Origin of the sequence: Mesorhizobium sp. WSM4983 (assembly GCF_029625765.1) — a bacterium.
In the GTDB taxonomy this organism is placed as follows: domain Bacteria; phylum Pseudomonadota; class Alphaproteobacteria; order Rhizobiales; family Rhizobiaceae; genus Mesorhizobium.
This window is the reverse complement of record NZ_JARTVM010000003.1, coordinates 419,205-439,798: the sequence shown is the minus strand read 5'-3', so window position 1 is coordinate 439,798 and position 20,594 is coordinate 419,205. Positions and strand designations below refer to the sequence as shown.

Below are 20,594 nucleotides of genomic sequence, written 5' to 3'. Positions count from 1 at the left end.
CCGAGGGACCGGACACTGGCGGCTTGCTTCCGCAAACCCAGAGCGGCTCAGTCGCCTTTTAGCCACCGAACCGCTCTGACGGCCGGCTGGGCGAAAGCCGGACCCCGAAGCGCGCCGCACCGAACGATTTTGGGCGCCGCGCATTTGTTTCGGTACCTACACCGTGGCGGGGTCGAGCGCCGGCTGACCCTTGAACCGCGTGACGATCCCGGCGAGGTCGTCGCCGGCGAATGCATCGCGCAATGCGTCGAAGGACGGCAGCACGAAGTAGGCGCGCTGGAACTTGTCGATCTCGTAGCCGGTGCGCATCACCGTCTCCAGGTCGAACGGCACATGATGGGCGTCCTTGCTTTCGACCGCGAATTGCAGCTCGGTGAAAGACGACATCAGTCCTGCGCCGAAAGCCTTTACCGGCTGGCCGGCTTCCTGGATGAGGCCGTATTCGGCGCTGTACCAGTAGAGCCGGGTGATCATCTCGTCGCCGCCCAGCGCGATCATGTCCTCGGCCTTCTCACCATACATCTGCATGAAATCGGCGAACACCGGCTGCGTCAGGATCGGCACATGCCCGAAGAAGTCATGGAACATGTCCGGCTCGACGATGTAGTCGAGTTCCTGCCTGGTCCGCAGCCAGTTGGTGACCGGGAAACGGCGGTTTGCGAGATGGTCGAAGAAGGGGCCGGCGGGGATCAGCCCGGGCACCGCCACGATTTCCCAGCGCGTGAGCTTGCGCAATTTCTCGCTGATGGCGTCGAAATCCGGAATCTTGTCGAGCAGCCCGAGCGTCGCGACGCCGTCGAGATAGGAACGGTGCGCCAGCCTCTGCGTCAGCTTCGTCTGGCGATCGCAGAGCGTGCGCCACACTGCCTGCTCGTCGGCGGAATAGTCGTAATGCTGAGCCACTGTGAAGTCGGCGCGGCACACCGAATAGTCGCCGCGAAGGCCTTGCGCCGCGCACTCGCGGGCATAGTCGGCAACGCTGATCGTCATTTCTTCCTCCTGAAAAATCGTCGGTTCCCGGATGGTGGCGTCATCGTAGCCGCGGCTCGTGAGGCAAATCAGCCTTCTTTGTAGCCACGCGAGGGATTTTGAGGTAAACTCCGCTCAAATTTAAACGTTTAGGAGGGAAAATGCCTCAGTTGGACGAGTTCGAAATAAGAATGCTGGACACCCTGCAGCGCGACGGGCGCAAGGCCGTGTCGGAACTCGCGCAGGAGATCGGCCTGTCGACCACTCCCTGCGCTCGGCGCTTCGAGGCGCTGCAAGGCGCCGGCATCATCAAGGGCTTTGCCGCCGTGCTCAGCCGACGCGCGCTGGGGCTGACGGTCGAGGTATTCATCCAGGTCCGCCTGGTGAGCCACAGCGACGGCTCGCCGGAAAGCTTCATCGCCGCCGTGCAGCGCATGGACGAGGTCTCGTCCTGCTGGACGATGACCGGCGACCACGATTTCCTGCTGCATGTGATGGTGCCGTCGGTGGACGATCTCAATGCTTTCGTCATGCACCGACTGATGCGGCTGCCCGGCGTCCGCGACGTCCATACCCAGCTTGTGCTGCAGAACATCAAGGGGCCAGGCCACGTGCCGCTCAGCCATCTGCGGCGGTAATCGTACCCGAAACGGTTCTCCGCAAAGAACGGCCCGACAATGTGGTCGGAGCGAATCTACTTCGGGACGATTTCCCCGATATCAACTGAAATTAAGGTTACACGAACCTTAACAAAAGACGCGCTCGGAAATTTACGCAATGTTTCGTGCGTCGTCTCTTGCGATCTGGAGAAAGTGTGACCATGCATTATTCGGTAACTCACGATTGTTGCATGGAATCCTTAGCGGGTCGCTGTGCCGGTGCAATCGCATGATCCGTTTACCGGCGGTTAGCAACATTAGTGTCTTTTAATGAACCAGGCTTGCCTTCGTCCTTCCGTAAGGACTTGACGGACTTCGCTTGCTCGAACCCGTTCATGCGGAGGATGATCGCAAAGGAGCATTGCATGCAACTGACGGAGGACGTGGCTCAGAGGGTCACTGAAGCGATTTCACGCCCGCCGTGGAAATCCGCCGATCCGACGCTTTTTGCGATGCTGCTGCAGAAGAACGCGGATCAGAATCGCAAGGTCGTGCGCTGGGGCATAGCGGCGGCCGTGTTGAGCTACATATGCTACGGGGCCTTTGACTGGTTCCTTTTCCCGGACATTGCCGACCGTGTGATTCTGACGCGCCTGACGTTGGGATTGACCTTCCTGGTGCTTGTCGAACTTGTTGCTCGACGCGATTTTGCCGTCACCACTCTGCACTACGTTGCTGCTCTGGCGATCGTGGCGGGCGCGATCGGATGGCTGCTGTCGGCCCTCGGAACGACGCATCAGGAGGCGCTGTCCCATTTCATCATCTTCGGCACGGTTTTCATTCTCGGTGCCAACCTTTTCTTCAACTTCCGGCTATGGCTCTCGGCGCTGTCGTCCGCAACCGTGACAATAGCATTCCTCGGCGCCACGCTGTTCTTGCTTCAAGCCGATCTTGGCACCCGTCTGGTGCTTGCAACCTATTTCGTGAATTGCCTTGTTTTGTCGCTTTATCTGTCATGGCGCCTCAGCATGGAGCGCTACCAAACCTTCCTGCATGCCCTTCAGGCGCAGATCCAGGAGCAGGTCGCCATCGAAAATGGTCAAAAGCTCATCGAGATCGCAGACACCGACCCGCTTACCGGGCTTAAGAACCGCAGGGCGATCACCCGAGAATTCGCGGAGTTGTGCAAGGAATGGGCCAGGGACAATGACGAAATAGGCGTCATTCTCATGGACGTGGACTACTTCAAGCGGTTCAACGACCGGCTCGGCCATCAGGCCGGCGACGACTGCCTGATCGAGCTTGCCCGAGCCTTCGACGAGACGGCGGCGTCCAATCACGCCATCGCGGGACGGTACGGCGGCGAAGAATTCGTCGTGCTCTGCAAGGTCGCCGGACCGGATCACCTGCGCGAGGTGACCCATCAATTCTGCCGGGCCGTCGAGGACTTGAACATCTCCCATCCCGATCGGGACGATAAACTCAACATCGTCACCATCAGCGCTGGCGCCTCGTTGACGCGCGCCGATCAAAGCATAGAGCTTCGGATCTTGTTGCAGGAGGCCGATCGCGCGCTTTACGCCTCCAAGTTTTCCGGTCGCGCGACCTTCACCATCTATGATGCGCAGGCCATCGATCAGAAGCGCGCCAGCCAGAATCTTTCGGAACTGCTCAAGCAAGCCGTTTCGGAGGGACTGGTCTCCGTGGTCTATCAGCCGATCTGCGATGCGATATCCGGCAAGGTGCTTGGCCATGAGTCGTTGATGCGGCTGCGCGACTTCGACGGCAGCGTGATCAGCCCGTCCGTGTTCATACCTGTCGCCGAGCAGACCGGCGGGATCGAGGAACTCGGGATGTGGGTGATCGATCGGGCTTGCGGCGACATGGTCGAGCACGGATTGGGATCGGTCGTGTCCGTGAACGTCTCGGTCGTCCAGCTCAAGGCTCCGAATTTCCCGCTTCACGTCACCGAGATCCTTGGTCGCCACGGCATGGCGCCTCAGAGGCTGGCGCTCGAGGTCACGGAAGGCAGCGATATATCCCTGGAGGCGCAGGCCGCCAGAAGTATCGAGCAGCTTCGAACCTTGGGCGTTCAGATCTGGCTCGATGATTTCGGAACCGGATTTGCAGGTCTGGCCTGGCTCCGTCGTTTCAAGTTCGACGTCGTCAAGATCGATCGGAGTTTCTTGCACGATTGCCAGACGGTTCGAGGCTTGAGCCTGTTGCAGGACATGGTCAGACTGCTGCGCAATCTGGGCCATACGGTCCTTGTCGAGGGTGTCGAGACGAAAGAGCAGCAGAATTTGCTGCAGCACATGGGCATCCAGTCGATCCAGGGCTTCCTGACCGGACGTCCCGTCCCGATCGAAGAGATCATGCAGGCCAGGCAGGACCTCGTCGCTTAACTCAAAGCAGTGCGGCAGGAATGTAGGGCGGCGCCATCTCGGCGAAACGAGGACGCCGCGCGATGCATCAGAAAGCCGGGCCGCTGCACGGCCCGACTTGAAAATCCGGATGTGAAGCGGCTCCGCTACCGCTCCATGGCGGGCGCCGCGAAATCCACGCGTTTGCGGATCTTGCCGTAGACGATGTTCCTATTCGATCCGTAATAGACCTCGGCTTCGACGCGGTTCTTATCCACCGCGGCATTGATGATGTCCCACATGTCGCCGGCCGATCGCAGGATGAGCGGCCAGTCCATGAACGTTTCCATGTACCCGTCGGTCGTGATCTCGTCGCTGAAATTGGCGAAGAGGAATTCGCCGTCCGGCTTGACCAGTTCCATGGCGCGCTGCAGCAGCCGTGCGCCGACCGGAAGCGGCAGGTAGTCATACAGCCCGGAAGCATAGACGAGATCGAATGTGCCAAGCGGGTAGGCGCGCCGCAAAAGACCGCGCACGGATCCGTCCACGGCTTCCACTGCCGTACCGGTGAGGTCGCGGTTGACCGTGCCGACGCTCACCGGATCCTGGTCGAGACCGATCCAGCGCTTTAACCTTCTCTCGGCGAGCGCCTTTGAGAGTTCGGCTTCCCGCAAATGGCCGCAGGCGATTGCCAGCACCTCGGCGTTTTCTACCCGGGCAGCCGTTTCGTCGACCGTTTTGGCCAGTATCTCGCGGCGCTCGCGCCCCGCCACCGAGCTTGCCGCTTCGCTCGTATAGGCAAAGATCTCGCGGCCGAGTTCGCTCGACGATGCCACGATCTCGTCGGCGCTCGGGTGCTTGTAGTAGATGTCCAGCAGCGTCGCGTCGCCCGAATAGCCGCGCGGCTTTTCGAAGGACCAGCGCGTGAACGGATCCTGCTTCAGGTAGGCCGCCACGCGGTGCTGCTGAGTGAGCGGGATCAGTTCCTGCCAAAGAGCCGGAGCGACCTCCCGGCGCAGTTCATGCAGTCGACCCGCCAGGCGCTCGACGATTTGCCCTGCGGGCTCCTGGCGCGCGAAAGCCTGATGAGCGAGGTCCAGCACCAGGGCGAGCTGGGCCGCCCGCGCCTTGAGCTCGGCGGCGTCGACCGCCTCCGCGGACGCCGCCTTGTGCTTCTTGATCAACGTCGATGTGATGAGGCTCGCCTCATCGATTTTCAGATCGGGATTCAGCGCCATATGGGCATTTCCTTGTGGTCCCCCACCGACAATTATAAATGCCTAGAGTTTTAATAAAAGTTTAGGGTCAACTGCATTAGTTTCTGCTAATACTCTCCTTGCCGAAGGTTTGAAGCGCCGAAAACCAGAGCTCGATCGAGCTGCGCAACGCGCACGTCCTTAACCTTTTGTTATGCACTGGGCTGACGCCGTCTCCCGCTCTGCGCGACGTTTCGGGTGTGCCCATCAAATCTGTGGGAAAGCTGCATCGAAACTGCTGAACCGCGCCCAGGCGGCTTCGACATCGCCAAATACGACCGGCGGACCGACGCAACGGAGGTCCGCCATGAACATCGTGCTGGTCAACCCGCCGCATACGGCCATCGGCAGCCGCGTGCCCGACGATCACCTGCCGCCTTTGGGTCTGCTGGCGATCGGCGGTCCGCTGCTCGATGCCGGCCATCGGGTGCGCCTGGTCGATGCGGAGTTAGGGCCGATGCCGCTTTCCACGCTCGTCGATGAGGCCCTGAGCGATAATCCGGATTTCGTCCTGATCGGCCATTCCGGCTCGACCTCGGCGCATCCGACCGCGCTGCGGATCGCGGAAATGATCAAAGCCCGCGCGCTAGGGGTCGTCATCCTCTATGGCGGCGTCTTCCCGACCTATCACTGGCGCGACGTGCTCGCCGCAACGGACGTCTTCGACTTCATCGTGCGCGGCGAGGGTGAGGCGACCGCGCTGGCGCTGGTCGAGGCGCTGGAAAGGCGCCGGCCGGTGTCGGGTGTCGCCGGCATCGCCTATCGCGACGATTGCGGCCGACCCTTTGCGGCGCCGCCTGCGATGACGATTACCGATCTCGACGCCTGCCGCATCGGCTGGGAGCTGATCGACCATGGCCGCTACAGCTATTGGGGCGGCAAGCGCGCCGTGGTCATGCAGTTCTCGCGCGGCTGTCCGCATCTGTGCAACTATTGCGGCCAGCGCGGCTTCTGGACCCGCTGGCGACATCGCGACCCGGCCAGCTTCGCCAGGGAGATCGCCTGGCTGCACCGCGAGTATGGCGTCGAACTGGTCAATCTGGCCGACGAGAACCCCACCTCCTCGAAGAAGGCTTGGCGCGCCTTTCTCGATGCGATGATCGCCGAGAACGTGCCGGTGCTGATCGTCGGCTCGACGCGCGCCGACGATATCGTGCGCGATGCCGATATCCTGCACCTTTATCGCAAGGCCGGCGTCATCCGCTGGCTGCTCGGCATGGAGAACACCGACGAGGCCACACTGTCGCTGATCCGCAAGGGCGGCAGCACCAAGTCCGACCGCGAGGCGATCCGGCTGCTTCGCCGGCACGGCATATTGTCCATGGCGACCTGGGTCGTTGGCTTCGAGGATGAGGGTTTTCGCGATCTCTGGCGCGGCTTTCGCCAGCTCATCGCCTATGATCCCGACCAGATCCAGGCGCTCTATGTGACGCCGCATCGCTGGACGCCGTTCTTCCGCATCGCCAAGGATCGCAGGGTGATCCAGAAGGACGTCCGGCTCTGGGACTACAAGCACCAGGTGCTGCATATGACCCGGCTGAAGCCGTGGATGCTGTTCTTCGCCGTCAAACTGATCGAGCTTGCCGTGCAGTCACGGCCGAAAGCGCTGGCGCGCGTCCTTTTCCATCCGGACCCAGAGCAGCGGCATTCGATGCGTTGGTACACCAATATGGGCCGCCGCGTCTGGTTCCGTGAGGTTTGGGGTTTTCTGGTGCGGGACCGCCGCGTGGCCACGGGCCCGACGCTTGCCGAATTCTGGGGCGCGCCGCAGGACGCCGACGAGGAATCGATGGTCTTTCAGCGCCCGGCGCGAAAGCCGGCCCTGCCCGTCGCGGAAGATAAGCGGGTCGCCGAAAGCAGAAGGCTAGCCGGCTAAATAATCGCTACGGCACGATCAGCGTGCCGGCCCCGTGCTCGGTGAACAGCTCGAGCAGCACCGAATGCGGCGTCTTGCCGTTGAGGATGACCACGCCCTCGACGCCGCGCTCGATCGCCTCGATGCAGGTCTCGACCTTCGGGATCATGCCGCCCGATATCGTGCCGTCCTTGATCAGCGCCTTGGCCTCGCCGACCGTCAGCTCGTCGATCAGCTTCTTGTTCTTGTCGAGCACGCCGGGCACGTCGGTCAGGAAAAGCAGGCGCGAGGCGCGGCAGGCGCCGGCGATGGCGCCGGCAAAAGTATCGGCGTTGATGTTGTAGGTATGGCCGTCGCGGCCGGGCGCCACCGGCGCCAGCACCGGGATCATCTCGGAACGGGCCAACAGATCGAGCAGAGTGCGGTCGACCTCGACCGGCTCGCCGACGAAACCGAGATCCAGCACCCGCTCGATGTTGGAATCCGGGTCGATCATGGTCTTGCGCGCCTTTTCGGCGAAGACCATGTTGCCGTCCTTGCCACAGAGACCGATAGCCCATTCGCCTTCGGCGTTGATCAGCGCCACGATTTCCTTGTTGATCGAGCCGGCCAGCACCATCTCGACGATCTCGACCGTCTTCTGGTCGGTGACGCGCAACCCGCCCTCGAACTTGGATTCGATGCCCATCTTGTTGAGCATGGCGCCAATCTGCGGCCCGCCGCCGTGAACGACGATCGGGTTGACGCCGGACTGTTTGAGCAGCGCGATGTCGCGGGCAAAGGCCTTGCCGAGCTCGTTGTCGCCCATGGCATGGCCGCCATACTTAACCACCACCGTCTTGTTCTCGTAGCGCTGCATATAAGGAAGCGCGCGCGAGAGCAGCGCGGCCTGCATTTCGGCGTTGGCGGCGATGTCCGTCATCGGTGCTTTCCCTAGGTGGCAAGGATGGCGGGCGTCTTAGCGGGAATTGCCGCAGGTCGCAAACGGCTTTGCGCTCACAATGACGAAATCGGCGGGTTTCAAGGTCTGTCGAGATTCAGGTCAGGCCGAGTCGAGAATGGCGGATTTCGAGAACCGGAACGGAGCGTACTTTCTGGTCCGCAAGTACGGAAGCGCAGAAGACCGCCATTCGCAGGCCGGCATCACCTGAATATTGACAGACCTAGCCGGGCACCTTGAGCGGTGCGCGGCGCTTCAGCCATCCCGAAATCTTCTCCATCTGCGCTGCGAGCGACAAAAGCGTCCCCTCGTCGCCTGGCCGTCCCGCGGCCTGGATGCCGAGCGGCAGGCCACCTGCGGTGACATGCACCGGCAGCGCGATCGAGGGCTGGCCGCTGACATTGTGGATCGCCGGCCAGGGAGTGAACCACAGGCTCTTGTCCATCAGTTGGCCGAAAAATGATTTGATCCTGAGCAGCCCGGTTAGATGCAATTTGTCGAGGACGTTCTCGACGAGCTCGTCGGCGCCTTTCGGGTCCATCGCGCCGCAGGCGAGCGGCGGGTGCGCAATGATCGGCATCAGCACGGCATCGAAGCGCGCCGTGTCTTCGATCATCTGCCGCGCGGTGGCGTTGAGCCGCTGCACGGCGTCATAGACCTCGCCGGCGGACAGCATTTCGCCGAGGCGACCAAGCACGCGCGTCGCACGTTCGACCTCGCCGGACACTGGGCGGCCGACGCGCTTCGCCTCGGCACGCATCATGCCTGCGATGGCCGACGCGACGCTCTTGCAGAAATCGGCGATGAAGTCGCGGCCGATATAGGGCAGGTCGATCTCTTCCACCGTGTGCCCGCCCTCGCGCGCCAGCGCCACCGCGGTGTCCAGCGCTTCCATCGTCTCAGCCGAGATCGGCAGGCCGAGCGGCGATTTGCGGTAGACGGCGAGGCTGAGCCGGCCTGGATCGCGCGCCGCTGCGGCGGTGAAGGCGCCCTTGGGCTCCCGCGCCGCATAAGGCGACAGCGGATCGGCGCCGTGCGTCAGGTCGAGCAGGAGGGCTGTATCGCGCACCGAGCGGCTGACCGCATGGTCGACGACCATGCCGTACCAGCTCTCGCTGGTGAGCGGCGTCAGCGGCACCCGGCCGCGCGAGGTCTTGAGCCCGACCAAGCCGCTGCAGGCCGAAGGCACCGGATCGAGCCGCCGCCGTCGGAAGCGTGCGCCGCCGGCACCACGCCGGCCGCGACGAGCGCCGCCGATCCGCCGGACGAGCCGCCGGTGGTGTGGCCGGTGTTCCAGGGGTTGCGGGTGATGCCGAAGCGGGCCGATTCGGTCATCAGCCGCAGCCCATGCTCAGGCGAGGTGCTGGTAGCGATCGGGATCAGGCCCGCGGCCAGATAGCGCTCGACCATCACCGAGTTGAAATCGGCCGTGAAGGCCGGAATGCGGCTGCCGCCATGGATCGGCACGCCCTTGATGCCGATGCCGAGATCCTTCAGCGCGAAGGGTACGCCGGCGAGCGGCTGCTTGCGGTCGATCGCCTTCGCCCGCGCCCTGGCGGCGTCATAGAGCGGCGTGGCTATGGCGTTGATGTCGGGTCTTGTCGCCTCGGCGCGGGCAATCGCGGCGTCGACCAGCTCCTGCGGCGAGATTTCCCCCTTGTGGATGAGTTCGGCAAGTCCGGTCGCATCCTGTTCCCAAAGCACGCGTTCGATCGACATCGCCGCTCCCCTGTTTTGGCGAAGGCTATCGCATGAAGCCGCAAATCGAAATCCGGATTTGCGTTGTTCATCTCGCATTGCGGAAGATGACTTCACGTACTGGCGCCGCGACAGCCTTGGGTGGACAACACCGCCCGCGCCGTTGCAAATAAATCGCAATCTTCTAATTTGCCTGCATGGGGCCTCAGGACATTAGCAAGCTGATCGTCCGGACTTCGATGAAGGACCGGGCTGCGTTCGATCTGCTCTACAAGCAGACCAGCGGGAAACTTTTCGGCGTCTGCCTTCGTGTATTGAGGGACAAGAGTGAGGCGGAAGAAGCACTGCAGGAGGTCTTCGTCAAGATCTGGACCAAGGCCGATCGTTTCGCGATTTCCGATCTCAGCCCGATTTCCTGGCTGGTGGCCATTGCGCGCAACCATGCGATCGACCGCATCAGGGCCCGGCGCGGTCCTTCCGCCAATATCGATGCAGCGCTCGAGGTCGCCGATCCGGCGCCGGGGCCTGAGGCCATGGCTGTCGCGGGCGGCGAGACCGAACGCATCTACCATTGCCTCGACGAATTGGAGAAAGACCGGGCGGCGGCGGTCCGGGGCGCCTATCTCAACGGCGAAAGCTATGCCGAGTTGGCGGAGCGCCACAAGGTCCCGCTGAACACGATGCGGACTTGGCTGCGGCGAAGCTTGCTCAAACTGAGAGAATGCCTGGAAAGATGACGCTGGCGGAAGAAAACGGACCGGAACGCGGAGGCGACGACCTGCTCGCCGCCGAATACGTTCTCGGCGTTCTGGCAGCCGACGAACGCCAGATCGCCTCCCGCCGCATCGATACCGAGGCGGGTTTTGCCCGCCTGGTCGATGCCTGGGAAGCCCATTTCGCGCCGATGGCAGCCGCCTACGCTGCGGTCGAGGCGCCGGCTTCGGTCAAGGCGGCGATTGACCGGCGGCTGTTTGCCTCATCAGTGGCCACCCCCGCCGCGCCCAGCACCGGCCTGCTGGGGAGCCTCGCCTTCTGGCGCGGGCTTGCCGCGGCCGCGCTTGCCGCTTTGGCCGTCTTTGTCGCCCTGCCTCTCGTCAATCCGCCGTTGCCGCAGCCCGAAACCAGGCTGGTCGCCTCGCTCGCCGCCGACAACAGCAACGTCAAATACCTTGCCGTCTATGACGCGGCGCGCCAGGAGGTCGGCCTCTCGCATGTTTCCGGCGAACGCGGCGCCGGCAAGGATTTCGAGCTGTGGATGATCGAGGGCAAGACTGCGCCGGTCTCGATGGGCGTCATCCCGGCCGGTCAGACCGCGCGCATGGCCGTCACGCCGGCCGTGCAGGAGAAGCTGGCGCAAGGCGCCGTGCTCGCCGTCAGTCTTGAGCCGGCCGGCGGTTCGCCGACCGGCCAGCCGACCGGCCCCGTCGTCGCCGCCGGCGATCTGAAGGGCATCTGACGACATTTCGGAAAAGAATTGGAGACTAGCCCAAGTCTATCCACCCGAGATGTGTCGGCAGCAGCGCTTTCGTGCGCTTAGACGCGGTACGTTTGCATCCGGGCCGACGAATAAAAAATCTTCGAAGTTCGCGAAACTAAGTTTTTGACGCGTCGTATCTTCTCGCGTTCCCAAGGATGGGGAAAACAACCCGAGGAGACTGATACAATGCGTAAACTCGCCACCCTTCTGCTTGCCTCTACAATCGGCCTTTCCGCGCTTGGCGCCGTTGCCTATGCCGCCAATCCGATGGTCGGCGGCGCCCCGATGTATGCCAACAAGAACATCATCGAGAATGCCGTCAATTCGAAGGACCACACCACGCTGGTCGCCGCCGTCAAGGCCGCCGGCTTGGTCGACACGCTGCAGACCCGCGGTCCTTTCACCGTCTTTGCCCCGACCAACGAGGCCTTCGCTGCACTTCCGGCCGGCACCGTCGAGACGCTGCTCAAGCCCGAGAACAAGGACAAGCTGACCAAGATCCTCACCTGCCATGTCATTGCCGCCAAGGCGCTGGCCGCCGACGTCGCCAAGATGGCCAAGGCCGATGGCGGTGCGCATGAGGTCAAGACCGTCGGCGGTTGCGCCCTGACGCTGAAGTCCGAAAAGGGCAAGGTCACCGCGACCGACGAGAACGGCAACGTCGCTCATGTCACAATCGCCGACGTGCGCCAGTCGAACGGCGTCATCCACGTCATCGACAAGGTTCTTCTGCCGAAGATGTAACAAAGCGCGTGCGGCCGGCGAAGTGGCGTATGTCCGCGCCGGCCGCACGGTCTCCCTCCCACGATCCGTGCTGCCGTCAAGCGCCGCTCCGCATCGCCAGGGCTCGGGTCGACGCGGGATGGCGCGCGAACCGTCACCGGCTTTTGCTTTTCCGGTGGCGTCCTAGTTTGTAAGATCACGTCAGGAGGAAAGGCCATGAACCGTCGCGACTTTCTCTGGAGCGGTGCCGCCGCCACTGCCCTCACAATCGGAGCCGGAGCGGCGTTGCACATGGGCGGCGCGAAGCCGGCTCTGGCCGCCGAGACCTTCGAGATCACCAAGACCGACGCCGAATGGCGCGCCATCCTTTCGGATGCCGCCTTCGACGTGCTGCGCAGGGAGGGCACCGAATATCCGGGCACCAGCCCGCTGCTCAACGAACACCGCAAGGGCATCTTCGCCTGCGCCGGATGCGACCTGCCGGTCTATCCGTCGGAAACGAAGTTCGATTCCGGCACCGGATGGCCGAGCTTCTGGCAGGAGATCCCCAATGCCATCGGCAAGACCGAAGACCGTTCGCTCGGCATGACGCGCACCGAGGTGCATTGCCGCCGTTGCGGCGGTCATCTTGGCCATGTCTTCGACGACGGCCCGCCGCCCACCGGCCTGCGCCACTGCATCAACGGCGTGGCGCTGACCTTCAAGCCCGCCGCGGCCTGAGCGGACTGCGATCTGTCCAAAGAAATGACCCCGGAAATCGGCGACGATTTCCGGGGTCACGCGTTGAGGACGCCAGGCGGGGGTTCCGGCTCCTCAATGGCCTCCGCCGCCACCGCCGCCTTGCTGTGCCGCCTTGTTGATGAACAGCACGAAAAATCCGAGCGAGGCGAACAGCACGGTCAGCATCATGAACACGTCCATGAAGGACAACAGCGCCGCCTGCTGCTGCACCATGCCGGACAGCTTTGAAATGGCGGCGGCCGTGGCGTCGAGGCCGGCGTTTTGCTGAAAGGTCAGCGTCATGGTCTGCAGCTTGGTCTGCGCGGCCTCGCTGCCCCACTGCACATGCTCGGAAAGCCTTGCATAGTGAAAGGCATTGCGGTCGATCAGCACCGTGTTGATGACTGCCAGGCCGACGGCACCGCCGAGATTGCGGGTCAGGTTGAACAGGCCCGACGCATTCTTCAGCCGCTCCGGCGGCAGCGTGCCGAGCGCGATGTTGTTGATCGGCACCATGCACAGCATCATCGAGCAGCCGCGCAGGATCTGCGGGATCAAGAGCTCATAAAAATCCCAGTCGGCGGTGAGATGCGTCATCCACCATGTGCCGGTGGCGAAGCCGATGAAGCCGACCATCATCATCAGCCTGAGATCGATCTTGTTCGACAGGATGCCGGCAACGGGCGCGGTGAAGAACATCGCCAGGCCGCTGACGAACAGCGCCTCGCCGATCATCATCGAATCGTAACCGCGGATGCGGCCGAGGAACACCGGATAGAGGTAGGTCAACCCGTAAAGGCCGATGCCGACCACGAAGGAGAACAGCGAGCCGAAGGCGAAATTGACATTGTTGAAGGCCCGCAGATCGACGATCGGCTCCTCGGCGGTGAACACGCGCCAGAAGAAGATGAGACCGCCTATGGTCATGATGATGGCGCAGGCAAAGACGGCCGGCTCCTGCAGCCAGTCATGGTTCGGGCCTTCCTCCAGCACGTATTCCATGCAGCCAAGGAAGGCGGCCATGCCGATCAGGCCCCACCAGTCGAACTTGGAGAACAGCTTGAGGTTCGGCTTGTCGAAATCGATCAGCGACCAGGCAGCCGTCGCCACCAGTATGCCCGGCACGACATTGATCAGGAACAGCCAGTGCCAGGACATGGCATGGCTGATATAGCCGCCGACCGTCGGGCCGATGGTCGGCGCCAGCGTCGCCACGAGGCCGATCATCGGCGAGACGACGGCGCGGCGCGACGGCGGGAAGATGGTGAAGGCGGCAGCGAACACGCTCGGAATCATGCCGCCGCCGATAAAGCCCTGGATGGCGCGGTAGACGATCATCTGGTCGATGTTGGTGGCGGTCGCGGCCAGCGCGCTTGCTGCTGTGAAGCCGGCGGCCGCGGTCGTGAACAGCACGCGGGTCGACAGCATGCGGCTGAGGAAGCCCGACAGCGGGATCATCACCACTTCCGCGATCAGATAGGCGGTCTGAACCCACGGGATCTCGTCGGAGCTGGCGCTGAGGCCGGCCTGGATCTCGGCCAGCGATGCCGAGACGATCTGGATATCGAGGATCGCCATGAACATGCCGAACACCATCGCCAGGAAGGCGATGACGCGGCGCGCCGGCATGTGGTCGGCGGGGGCGACGGCTGCCGGACGTGCCGGCGCTGCTCCTGCGGTAATGGTTGCGGTTGCCATCTCATGGCCTCCCTGCGGCAGCTCCAAAAGTGCGCGGCGTTTTCCGCCCGGAACTGCGTCAAAACAGGCTGGGCGGCTCGGCGCTCAATTGGCCACCGGGCCGCCCCCCAAACTGCTCAGTTGGTCGTCGCGGCCGGCGCGGTGCGGCTGTCGGCGGCGACGATGACGCTCAGGCCGGCGCGCAACTTGCCGGTCTTCAGCACGTCGGCCGGCACGTCGATGCGGACCGGCACGCGCTGCACCACCTTGGTGAAGTTGCCGGTGGCGTTTTCCGGCGGTAGCAGCGAGAACACCGCGCCCGAAGCCGGCGCCAGCGACGAAACCGTGCCCTCGAAGGTCTGGCCGTCGATGGCATCGACCGTGATGCGGACCTTCTCGCCAGGCACCAGCCGGCCAAGCTGCGTCTCCTTGAAGTTGCCGACGATGTAGAGCTTATCCATCGGCACGACGACGGCGAGCTTCTGGCCGGGCGTGACGAGGTCGCCCTGTTCGACCGAGCGGTTGCCGACGACGCCGTCATAGGGCGCCTTGAGCACGGTGAAGGAAAGGTCACGCTGCGCCTTGTCGCGGGTGAGCTGCAGCGAGGCGAGCGTGCTGGCGGATTCCGCACGCTGGGCTTCGAGCACGCCGATATTGGCCTGCGCGGCGGTGATCTGCGCGTCGGCGCCGGCGAGGGCTGCCTTCGCCTGGTCGAGCGCCGTCTGGGCGTCGTCGAGTTGTGCCTGCGTGCCGACATGCGTCTTGAGCAGCTGCGCCGCGCGGGCCTGTGCGCGTGCCGCATTGTCGGCCGCCGCCTGGTCGGCGATCTTCTGCGCCTGTGCTTGCGCCAGCGAGGCCTGCGCCGCCTTGGTTTGCGCATCGATGCGGTCGAGCGTCTTCGCCAGCGTGGCGATCTGCGCCTCCGCCTGGCCGACCGCGATTTTGTAGTCGCCGTCATCGATGACGAACAGCGGATCGCCGGCCTTGACGCTCTGGTTCTCGCTCACCAGCACCTTGTCCACATAGCCGGAGATTTTCGGCGACACGAACGACATGTCGGCCTGGACATAGGCGTCGTCGGTGGAGATCATGAACCGGCCGTCGGTCCAGTAATCGTAGCCGTACCAAGAGCCGGCGCCGAGGAGGCCCAGCCCGATGATCGGCAGCAGCAGCGAGCGGACAGAGCGCTTCTTCTTGGCCGGCGCTTCGGCAGGCGCGGGAGGAGCGGGCACTACAGGCACTTCCGGAGCTTCGGTCGACGGCTGGACCTTGGCGTTGGGGAAATTGCGGACTTCGGCGGTAGCGGGCGCGTTCGAGGACATGATAATCTCTCTGGGACAAGTCAGTCAGACTGAACCGTTCGGTTCGAATTGGTGATTGACATAGCGCGGAAAGAGGCCCATATCAAGAGCAAATCGAACCGGTTGGTTCGAAATATTTCGTGAGGTTTGACTCCGATGGTCGAAACGACAGCCGATAGCGATCTGCTCGACCTGCGCAAAGGCCGTCCCGCGGCCGGGCAGGATCCGATCAAACGGGCCCAGATCATCGAAGGCGCGCGCCGCGTCTTCATCGACAAGGGCTTCGAAGCCGCGTCGATGAACGACATCACGCGCGAGGCCGGCGTCTCCAAGGGCACGATCTATGTCTATTTCGCCAACAAGGAAGAGCTGTTCGAGGCTCTCATCGAGGAAGAGCGCGGCACCATCTTCAAGAATATGTATGAGGTGCTCGACCATTTCGACGACCTGCGCAAGACGCTGGTGAAGTTCGGCATGGTGCTCTCCGCCAAGATCACCTCGGCCAAGGTCATCCAGGCGCAGCGCACGGTGGTCGGCGCTTCCGACAGGATTCCCGAGCTTGGCGCTCGCTTTTACGAGCGCGGTCCCAAGCGTGGCCACGACAAGGTGATGATCTTCCTCAATGAAGCCGTCGAACGCGGCCTGCTGAAGATCGACGATGTCGATCTCGCCGCCTATCAGTTCACCGAGCTCTGCCTCGCCGGCCTCTTCCGCCAATGCATTTTTTCCTACCGCACCAAGGCGCCGAGCCAAGCCGAGATCGAGCATGTCGTTCGCTCCGGCGTGAACGTCTTTCTGAAGGCCTACGGCACCGAGAAGCTCGCGGCCGAGGAGCAGGCGTCGCTCTCGGCGTGAACCTGCGGCGCGCAGCGATTGCGAAGGAACGCGAGGCGCTTTGACGACGCTACGGCGCCGCGGCAGCCGACTTCGATGCCACCGGTCACCCTCCTTCTTCCAGCCCAACTCGAACCGTCGACCGGCACTTTTCCCGGACCCTTCCGGAAGAGCTTGTTAACCATCGGTTCCTATGTCTCGGGACACGTTTGTTCGATGAATCTCGAGTGTGACATCCATGCGTTTTACCCGTGCCAATCCTTCCGGTGCTTCCGCTTACGGCGACAACGACGACAGCAGCTCGGAAGACGCGCGGCACCATGGCGCTGCCGTGCCGCCGCAGCGGCAAACAGGGCAGGTCGTCACGCTGCGAGCCGCCGCTGACGGCGAATCGAACGCCGCCGATTCGGCTGGCGGCGACGAGTTCGGCGGCCAGGCCTGGCAGCAATATTTCTTCCTCGCGCCCAATGTGCGCTTCACTCGCACGCCGGATTCCGACAAACGGCCCGCACCGGAGCCAGTTGATGAAGCGCCGGCCAAGGCGGTGGCTTCCCGCGGGCTTCCCATTCGTCCGGCGCCGCTGGCGCCCCAGCCGACCAATCCGGGCCGGGCAGTCCCCGGCGCGGCCGCCACCGCCCCGGCCAAGCCGCCGCAGGCCATCGTCAAGCCGCAGCAGGCCAGCGCCGCGCCGCCGCCACGGGCCGTAGCCACTCCGGCACAAAAGCCGCAGCCGCCGAAATTTCGTTGGTCCTATCTTTCCGACGATGCGTTTTTCGAGTTCAGCCTGCCCTTGCTCGCCGAGCGCCTGGCGCGGGCACGGCTGAACGATCCTTTGCAGACGCCCGCGGCTCCCGCGCGGATGAGTCCTGCGGCGCAACCGAGCCCGTTCCGCCCCGCCGCGATCGGCGAGGCGACCTCGTTCTACCGCGTCATCGAATGGCGCTCGCACGGGCCGGCCGCAAGTCTGGCCCCGCTGACGGCGCCGGTCGATCTGCCCGCTCTCCGGTCCGCTCCTGGGGAAATCGAATCGCGCGCGCCCGCGCCTGAGTCCGTCGCGCCGCGTCCCATCGCAAAGAGCGCCAAGGCCGCCAGACCCGCGCCGCCCCTGCCCGTCGCCGGCAAGGTCGCGCCGCAGCCCGCTTCGGCCGGCTACGAGCTTCCGTCCGAGGAATTGCTGCAGATGCCGCCGGAAGGCCAGGGCTTCTACATGTCGCAGGAGCGGATGGAACAGAACGCGGACCTGCTCGAAAGCGTGCTGGAGGATTTCGGCGTCAAGGGCGAAATCATCCATGTCCGGCCGGGTCCGGTCGTCACGCTCTACGAGTTCGAGCCGGCGCCGGGCGTGAAGTCCAGCCGCGTCATCGGCCTGGCCGACGACATCGCCCGCTCCATGTCGGCCATCTCGGCGCGCGTCGCGGTGGTGCCGGGCCGCAACGTCATCGGCATCGAGCTGCCCAACGAAACGCGCGAGACGGTCTATTTCCGCGAGCTGATCGAATCGGCCGGCTTCCGCAACACATCGTGTAAGTTGGCGCTGGGGCTGGGCAAGACCATCGGCGGCGAGCCGGTCATCGCCGACCTCGCCAAGATGCCGCATCTGCTGGTCGCCGGCACCACCGGCTCGGGCAAGTCGGTCGCCATCAACACCATGATCCTATCGCTGCTCTACCGGATGAAGCCGGCGGAGTGCCGCCTCATCATGGTCGATCCCAAGATGCTCGAATTGTCCGTCTACGACGGCATCCCGCATCTGCTCACGCCGGTCGTCACCGATTCCAAGAAAGCGGTCACCGCGCTCAAATGGGCGGTGCGCGAGATGGAGGAGCGCTACCGCAAGATGGCGCGCCTCGGCGTGCGCAACATCGACGGCTACAACCAGCGCGCCGCGGCCGCCCGCGACAAGGGGGAGGTCGTCGTCATGCAGGTGCAGGTCGGCTTCGAGAAGGGCACGGGCGAGCCGCTGTTCGAGGAGCAGGAGATCGACCTCGCCCCGATGCCCTACATCGTCATCATCGTCGACGAGATGGCCGACCTGATGATGGTGGCCGGCAAGGAGATCGAAGGCGCCATCCAGCGGCTGGCGCAGATGGCGCGCGCCGCCGGCATCCATTTGATCATGGCCACACAGCGCCCATCGGTCGACGTCATCACCGGCACCATCAAGGCCAATTTCCCCACCCGTATCTCCTTCCAGGTGACGTCCAAGATCGACAGCCGCACCATCCTTGGCGAGCAGGGCGCCGAGCAACTGCTCGGCCAGGGCGACATGCTGCACATGGCCGGCGGCGGGCGCATCGTGCGCGTGCACGGTCCCTTCGTCTCCGATCTCGAGGTCGAACACGTCGTGGCGCATTTGAAGGCGCAAGGCCGCCCGGAATATCTCGATACGGTCACCGCCGGCGAGGAAGAGGAAGAAGATCCGGCCGACACGGGTCCAGTCTTCGACAAGGGCTCGATCGACGCCGAGGATGGCGACGCCCTCTATGAGGAAGCGGTCAAAGTGGTCAAGCGCGACAAGAAATGCTCGACCTCCTACATCCAGCGCCGCCTCGGCATCGGCTATAACCGCGCCGCCTCGCTGGTCGAACGCATGGAGAAGGAAGGCCTGGTCGGCGCGCCCAACCATGTCGGCAAGCGCGAAATCCTTGCCGGCCGGCGCGACCATGCGCCGGAGCGCGACGAGACGGATTGAGCGGGCGTTAGGGCGCGCAGTCAGGTCGGCCGATCGCGGCTGGTCCTGCCCGTCCTTGTCTATCTGGGGCCCTCGGGGAGAGGTCAGCCGGGCGAAGCGGAGACTGGGTGAGGGGGAGCGCAGTACGCGGCTGCCCTGCTCCAAGGCGAAAAATGCGTCAGCCGCCGTTCGCCACCAAGGCGATCGCCGCGCGCAGATCCTCGAGCCCTGAGGCCTTTTCCGACGAAGTCGCGAGCACCGCCGGGAACGCCGCCGGCCGTTTCTTGATCTTGGCAAGCGTCTCCTCGATCAGCTTCGGCACGCCGGCCGCCTTGATCTTATCTGTCTTGGTCAGCACGATCTGGTAGGACACCGCCGCCTTGTCGAGCAGCGACAGCACCTCCTCGTCCTTGGCCTTGATGCCGTGCCGGGAGTCGATCAGCACATAGACGCGCTTCAGCGTGACGCGGCCCTGCAGATATTCGAAGATCAGCTTCGTCCAGGCGTCGACCTTGTCCTTCGGCGCGCTGGCGTAGCCGTAGCCCGGCATGTCGACCAGCGCCATCGGCGGCAGGTCGGCGCCTTCGCCGGAGAAGCCGTCCGGCACGAAATAGTTCAGCTCCTGCGTCCGTCCGGGCGTGTTGGAGGTGCGCGCCAGCCCCTTCTGGCCGACCAGCGCGTTGATCAGCGACGACTTGCCGACGTTGGAGCGGCCGGCAAACGCGATCTCCGGCGGCCCTTCCGGCGGCAGGAATTTCATCGACGGCACGCCGCGGATGAAGATCCACGCGCGGGTGAACAGCTCCGGACTTATGGCAGTTTCGCTCGTGGTTTTGTCCGGCGCGTTCAAACGGCGGCCTCCAGCTTGGAAATGTCGGCGCCTCGAATGGCGTTGAGGTTGCGGCTGACCTTGTCGACCGGCCAGTTCCACCAGGCCGCTTTCAAAAGCCGTCGCACCGTGAACTCATCGAAGCGCATCTTCACCACCTTGGCCGCATTGCCGGCGACGATCGCATAGGGCGGCACGTCGTGCGTGACAACCGATTTCGCGGCGACGATCGCGCCATGGCCGATCTCGATGCCCGGCATGATCACCGCATCCATGCCGATCCACACGTCATTGCCGACGACCGTGTCGCCGCGGATCTCTTTCGACCAGGTCTCGGGGTCAAAACCTTCCTCCCAGCCATGGCCAAAAATGTTGAACGGATAGGTGGAGAAGCCGGACATCGCGTGATTGGCGCCGTTCATGATGAAGTGGGCACCCTCGGCGATGGCGCAGAACTTGCCGATGATCAGCCTGTCGCCGATGAAGGGATAGTGGTGCAGCACGCACCTCTCGGCGAATTTGTCCGGGCCGTCGGGGTCGTCGTAATAGGTGAAGTCGCCGATCTCGATGTTCGGCGCATTGACCAGCGGCTTCAGGAAGCCGACGCGCGGATGCATCGCAATGGGATGCTTGATGTTGGGGTTGGGTCCGGTCATCGCGGTCAGTCCGTAGTTGGCAGGCA

General features: G+C 63.8%; 16 protein-coding genes and 1 pseudogene. 9 read left to right on the top strand and 8 right to left on the bottom strand.

Translation table 11 applies throughout. The features are described from left to right. Positions 1 to 156 precede the first annotated feature (156 nt). Entirely contained in the window at positions 157 to 990 is an 834-nt protein-coding gene (gene phhA / locus P9254_RS12990; protein ID WP_278055053.1) for a phenylalanine 4-monooxygenase, read from the bottom strand. 140 nt (positions 991 to 1,130) lie between these two features. On the opposite strand from phhA, the gene P9254_RS12985 reads away from it, so the two are divergent. Both P9254_RS12985 and P9254_RS12980 read left to right on the top strand, forming a co-directional pair. After that, positions 1,131 to 1,607 (top strand): Lrp/AsnC family transcriptional regulator, encoded by a 477-nt coding sequence (locus P9254_RS12985; RefSeq protein WP_067003023.1) that lies wholly within the window; start codon positions 1,131 to 1,133, stop codon positions 1,605 to 1,607. Positions 1,608 to 1,993: 386 nt separating this feature from the next. Beyond that, complete coding sequence (locus P9254_RS12980; RefSeq protein ID WP_278055051.1) at positions 1,994 to 3,973, top strand: putative bifunctional diguanylate cyclase/phosphodiesterase; 1,980 nt, start codon at positions 1,994 to 1,996, stop codon at positions 3,971 to 3,973. A gap of 125 nt (positions 3,974 to 4,098) precedes the next feature. Here the strand turns inward: P9254_RS12980 and P9254_RS12975 are convergent, their stop codons facing one another. Beyond that, positions 4,099 to 5,169: a class I SAM-dependent methyltransferase gene (locus P9254_RS12975; protein WP_278055050.1), complete on the bottom strand. Its 1,071-nt coding sequence runs from the start codon at positions 5,167 to 5,169 to the stop codon at positions 4,099 to 4,101. A 325-nt stretch (positions 5,170 to 5,494) separates the two neighbouring features. Here P9254_RS12975 and bchE point away from each other — a divergent pair, with 325 nt between their 5' ends. Beyond that, positions 5,495 to 7,063, top strand: coding sequence for a magnesium-protoporphyrin IX monomethyl ester anaerobic oxidative cyclase (gene bchE, locus P9254_RS12970; RefSeq protein ID WP_278055049.1), 1,569 nt, complete (start codon positions 5,495 to 5,497; stop codon positions 7,061 to 7,063). Between the two features lie 7 nt (positions 7,064 to 7,070). Here the strand turns inward: bchE and argB are convergent, their stop codons facing one another. Both argB and P9254_RS12960 read right to left on the bottom strand, forming a co-directional pair. Then, positions 7,071 to 7,964, bottom strand: coding sequence for an acetylglutamate kinase (gene argB / locus P9254_RS12965; protein WP_067003018.1), 894 nt, complete (start codon positions 7,962 to 7,964; stop codon positions 7,071 to 7,073). Positions 7,965 to 8,205: 241 nt separating this feature from the next. Next, positions 8,206 to 9,701 (bottom strand): annotated as a pseudogene (locus tag P9254_RS12960) (amidase). A gap of 176 nt (positions 9,702 to 9,877) precedes the next feature. On the opposite strand from P9254_RS12960, the gene P9254_RS12955 reads away from it, so the two are divergent. The 4 genes from P9254_RS12955 (at position 9,878) to msrB (ending at position 12,600) form a co-directional block, all read left to right on the top strand. Next, complete coding sequence (locus P9254_RS12955) at positions 9,878 to 10,417, top strand: sigma-70 family RNA polymerase sigma factor (protein ID WP_095831850.1); 540 nt, start codon at positions 9,878 to 9,880, stop codon at positions 10,415 to 10,417. Next, positions 10,414 to 11,136 (top strand): anti-sigma factor, encoded by a 723-nt coding sequence (locus tag P9254_RS12950; RefSeq protein ID WP_278055216.1) that lies wholly within the window; start codon positions 10,414 to 10,416, stop codon positions 11,134 to 11,136. Before P9254_RS12955 ends, P9254_RS12950 begins: the two co-directional genes overlap by 4 nt. 207 nt (positions 11,137 to 11,343) lie before the next feature. Beyond that, entirely contained in the window at positions 11,344 to 11,901 is a 558-nt protein-coding gene (locus tag P9254_RS12945; RefSeq protein ID WP_278055048.1) for a fasciclin domain-containing protein, read from the top strand. Between the two features lie 195 nt (positions 11,902 to 12,096). Next, a complete protein-coding gene (gene msrB, locus P9254_RS12940; RefSeq protein WP_067323811.1) occupies positions 12,097 to 12,600 on the top strand; it encodes a peptide-methionine (R)-S-oxide reductase MsrB in 504 nt (167 codons plus the stop codon). A gap of 93 nt (positions 12,601 to 12,693) precedes the next feature. Here the strand turns inward: msrB and P9254_RS12935 are convergent, their stop codons facing one another. Both P9254_RS12935 and P9254_RS12930 read right to left on the bottom strand, forming a co-directional pair. Continuing rightward, positions 12,694 to 14,298 carry a DHA2 family efflux MFS transporter permease subunit gene (locus P9254_RS12935; RefSeq protein WP_278055047.1) on the bottom strand — a complete coding sequence of 535 codons (1,605 nt, stop codon included), beginning with the start codon at positions 14,296 to 14,298 and terminating at the stop codon, positions 12,694 to 12,696. 116 nt (positions 14,299 to 14,414) lie between these two features. Further along, positions 14,415 to 15,599, bottom strand: coding sequence for an HlyD family secretion protein (locus P9254_RS12930; protein WP_067323813.1), 1,185 nt, complete (start codon positions 15,597 to 15,599; stop codon positions 14,415 to 14,417). A gap of 135 nt (positions 15,600 to 15,734) precedes the next feature. Here P9254_RS12930 and P9254_RS12925 point away from each other — a divergent pair, with 135 nt between their 5' ends. Continuing rightward, positions 15,735 to 16,433, top strand: a complete 699-nt coding sequence (locus P9254_RS12925) for a TetR/AcrR family transcriptional regulator (protein ID WP_067323814.1) — start codon at positions 15,735 to 15,737, stop codon at positions 16,431 to 16,433. Between the two features lie 217 nt (positions 16,434 to 16,650). Continuing rightward, positions 16,651 to 19,104 carry a DNA translocase FtsK gene (locus tag P9254_RS12920; RefSeq protein ID WP_127247475.1) on the top strand — a complete coding sequence of 818 codons (2,454 nt, stop codon included), beginning with the start codon at positions 16,651 to 16,653 and terminating at the stop codon, positions 19,102 to 19,104. A gap of 157 nt (positions 19,105 to 19,261) precedes the next feature. On the opposite strand, the gene yihA is transcribed toward P9254_RS12920, so the two are convergent. Both yihA and P9254_RS12910 read right to left on the bottom strand, forming a co-directional pair. Further along, positions 19,262 to 19,933: a ribosome biogenesis GTP-binding protein YihA/YsxC gene (gene yihA / locus P9254_RS12915; RefSeq protein ID WP_278055044.1), complete on the bottom strand. Its 672-nt coding sequence runs from the start codon at positions 19,931 to 19,933 to the stop codon at positions 19,262 to 19,264. Further along, positions 19,930 to 20,568, bottom strand: a complete 639-nt coding sequence (locus P9254_RS12910) for a CatB-related O-acetyltransferase (RefSeq protein ID WP_278055215.1) — start codon at positions 20,566 to 20,568, stop codon at positions 19,930 to 19,932. Before P9254_RS12910 ends, yihA begins: the two co-directional genes overlap by 4 nt. Positions 20,569 to 20,594: the final 26 nt, after the last annotated feature.

What these genes read in the sequence shown, in the direction of transcription:
- P9254_RS12920 (WP_127247475.1), top strand. Translation starts at nt 16,651, where the DNA reads ATGCGTTTTACCCGTGCCAATCCTTCCGGTGCTTCCGCTTACGGCGAC.
- P9254_RS12955 (WP_095831850.1), top strand. Translation starts at nt 9,878, where the DNA reads ATGGGGCCTCAGGACATTAGCAAGCTGATCGTCCGGACTTCGATGAAG.
- P9254_RS12910 (WP_278055215.1), bottom strand. Translation starts at nt 20,568, where the DNA reads ATGACCGGACCCAACCCCAACATCAAGCATCCCATTGCGATGCATCCG.
- P9254_RS12950 (WP_278055216.1), top strand. Translation starts at nt 10,414, where the DNA reads ATGACGCTGGCGGAAGAAAACGGACCGGAACGCGGAGGCGACGACCTG.
- argB (WP_067003018.1), bottom strand. Translation starts at nt 7,964, where the DNA reads ATGACGGACATCGCCGCCAACGCCGAAATGCAGGCCGCGCTGCTCTCG.
- P9254_RS12935 (WP_278055047.1), bottom strand. Translation starts at nt 14,298, where the DNA reads ATGGCAACCGCAACCATTACCGCAGGAGCAGCGCCGGCACGTCCGGCA.
- phhA (WP_278055053.1), bottom strand. Translation starts at nt 990, where the DNA reads ATGACGATCAGCGTTGCCGACTATGCCCGCGAGTGCGCGGCGCAAGGC.
- P9254_RS12925 (WP_067323814.1), top strand. Translation starts at nt 15,735, where the DNA reads ATGGTCGAAACGACAGCCGATAGCGATCTGCTCGACCTGCGCAAAGGC.
- bchE (WP_278055049.1), top strand. Translation starts at nt 5,495, where the DNA reads ATGAACATCGTGCTGGTCAACCCGCCGCATACGGCCATCGGCAGCCGC.
- P9254_RS12945 (WP_278055048.1), top strand. Translation starts at nt 11,344, where the DNA reads ATGCGTAAACTCGCCACCCTTCTGCTTGCCTCTACAATCGGCCTTTCC.
- P9254_RS12975 (WP_278055050.1), bottom strand. Translation starts at nt 5,169, where the DNA reads ATGGCGCTGAATCCCGATCTGAAAATCGATGAGGCGAGCCTCATCACA.
- P9254_RS12930 (WP_067323813.1), bottom strand. Translation starts at nt 15,599, where the DNA reads ATGTCCTCGAACGCGCCCGCTACCGCCGAAGTCCGCAATTTCCCCAAC.
- P9254_RS12980 (WP_278055051.1), top strand. Translation starts at nt 1,994, where the DNA reads ATGCAACTGACGGAGGACGTGGCTCAGAGGGTCACTGAAGCGATTTCA.
- P9254_RS12985 (WP_067003023.1), top strand. Translation starts at nt 1,131, where the DNA reads ATGCCTCAGTTGGACGAGTTCGAAATAAGAATGCTGGACACCCTGCAG.
- msrB (WP_067323811.1), top strand. Translation starts at nt 12,097, where the DNA reads ATGAACCGTCGCGACTTTCTCTGGAGCGGTGCCGCCGCCACTGCCCTC.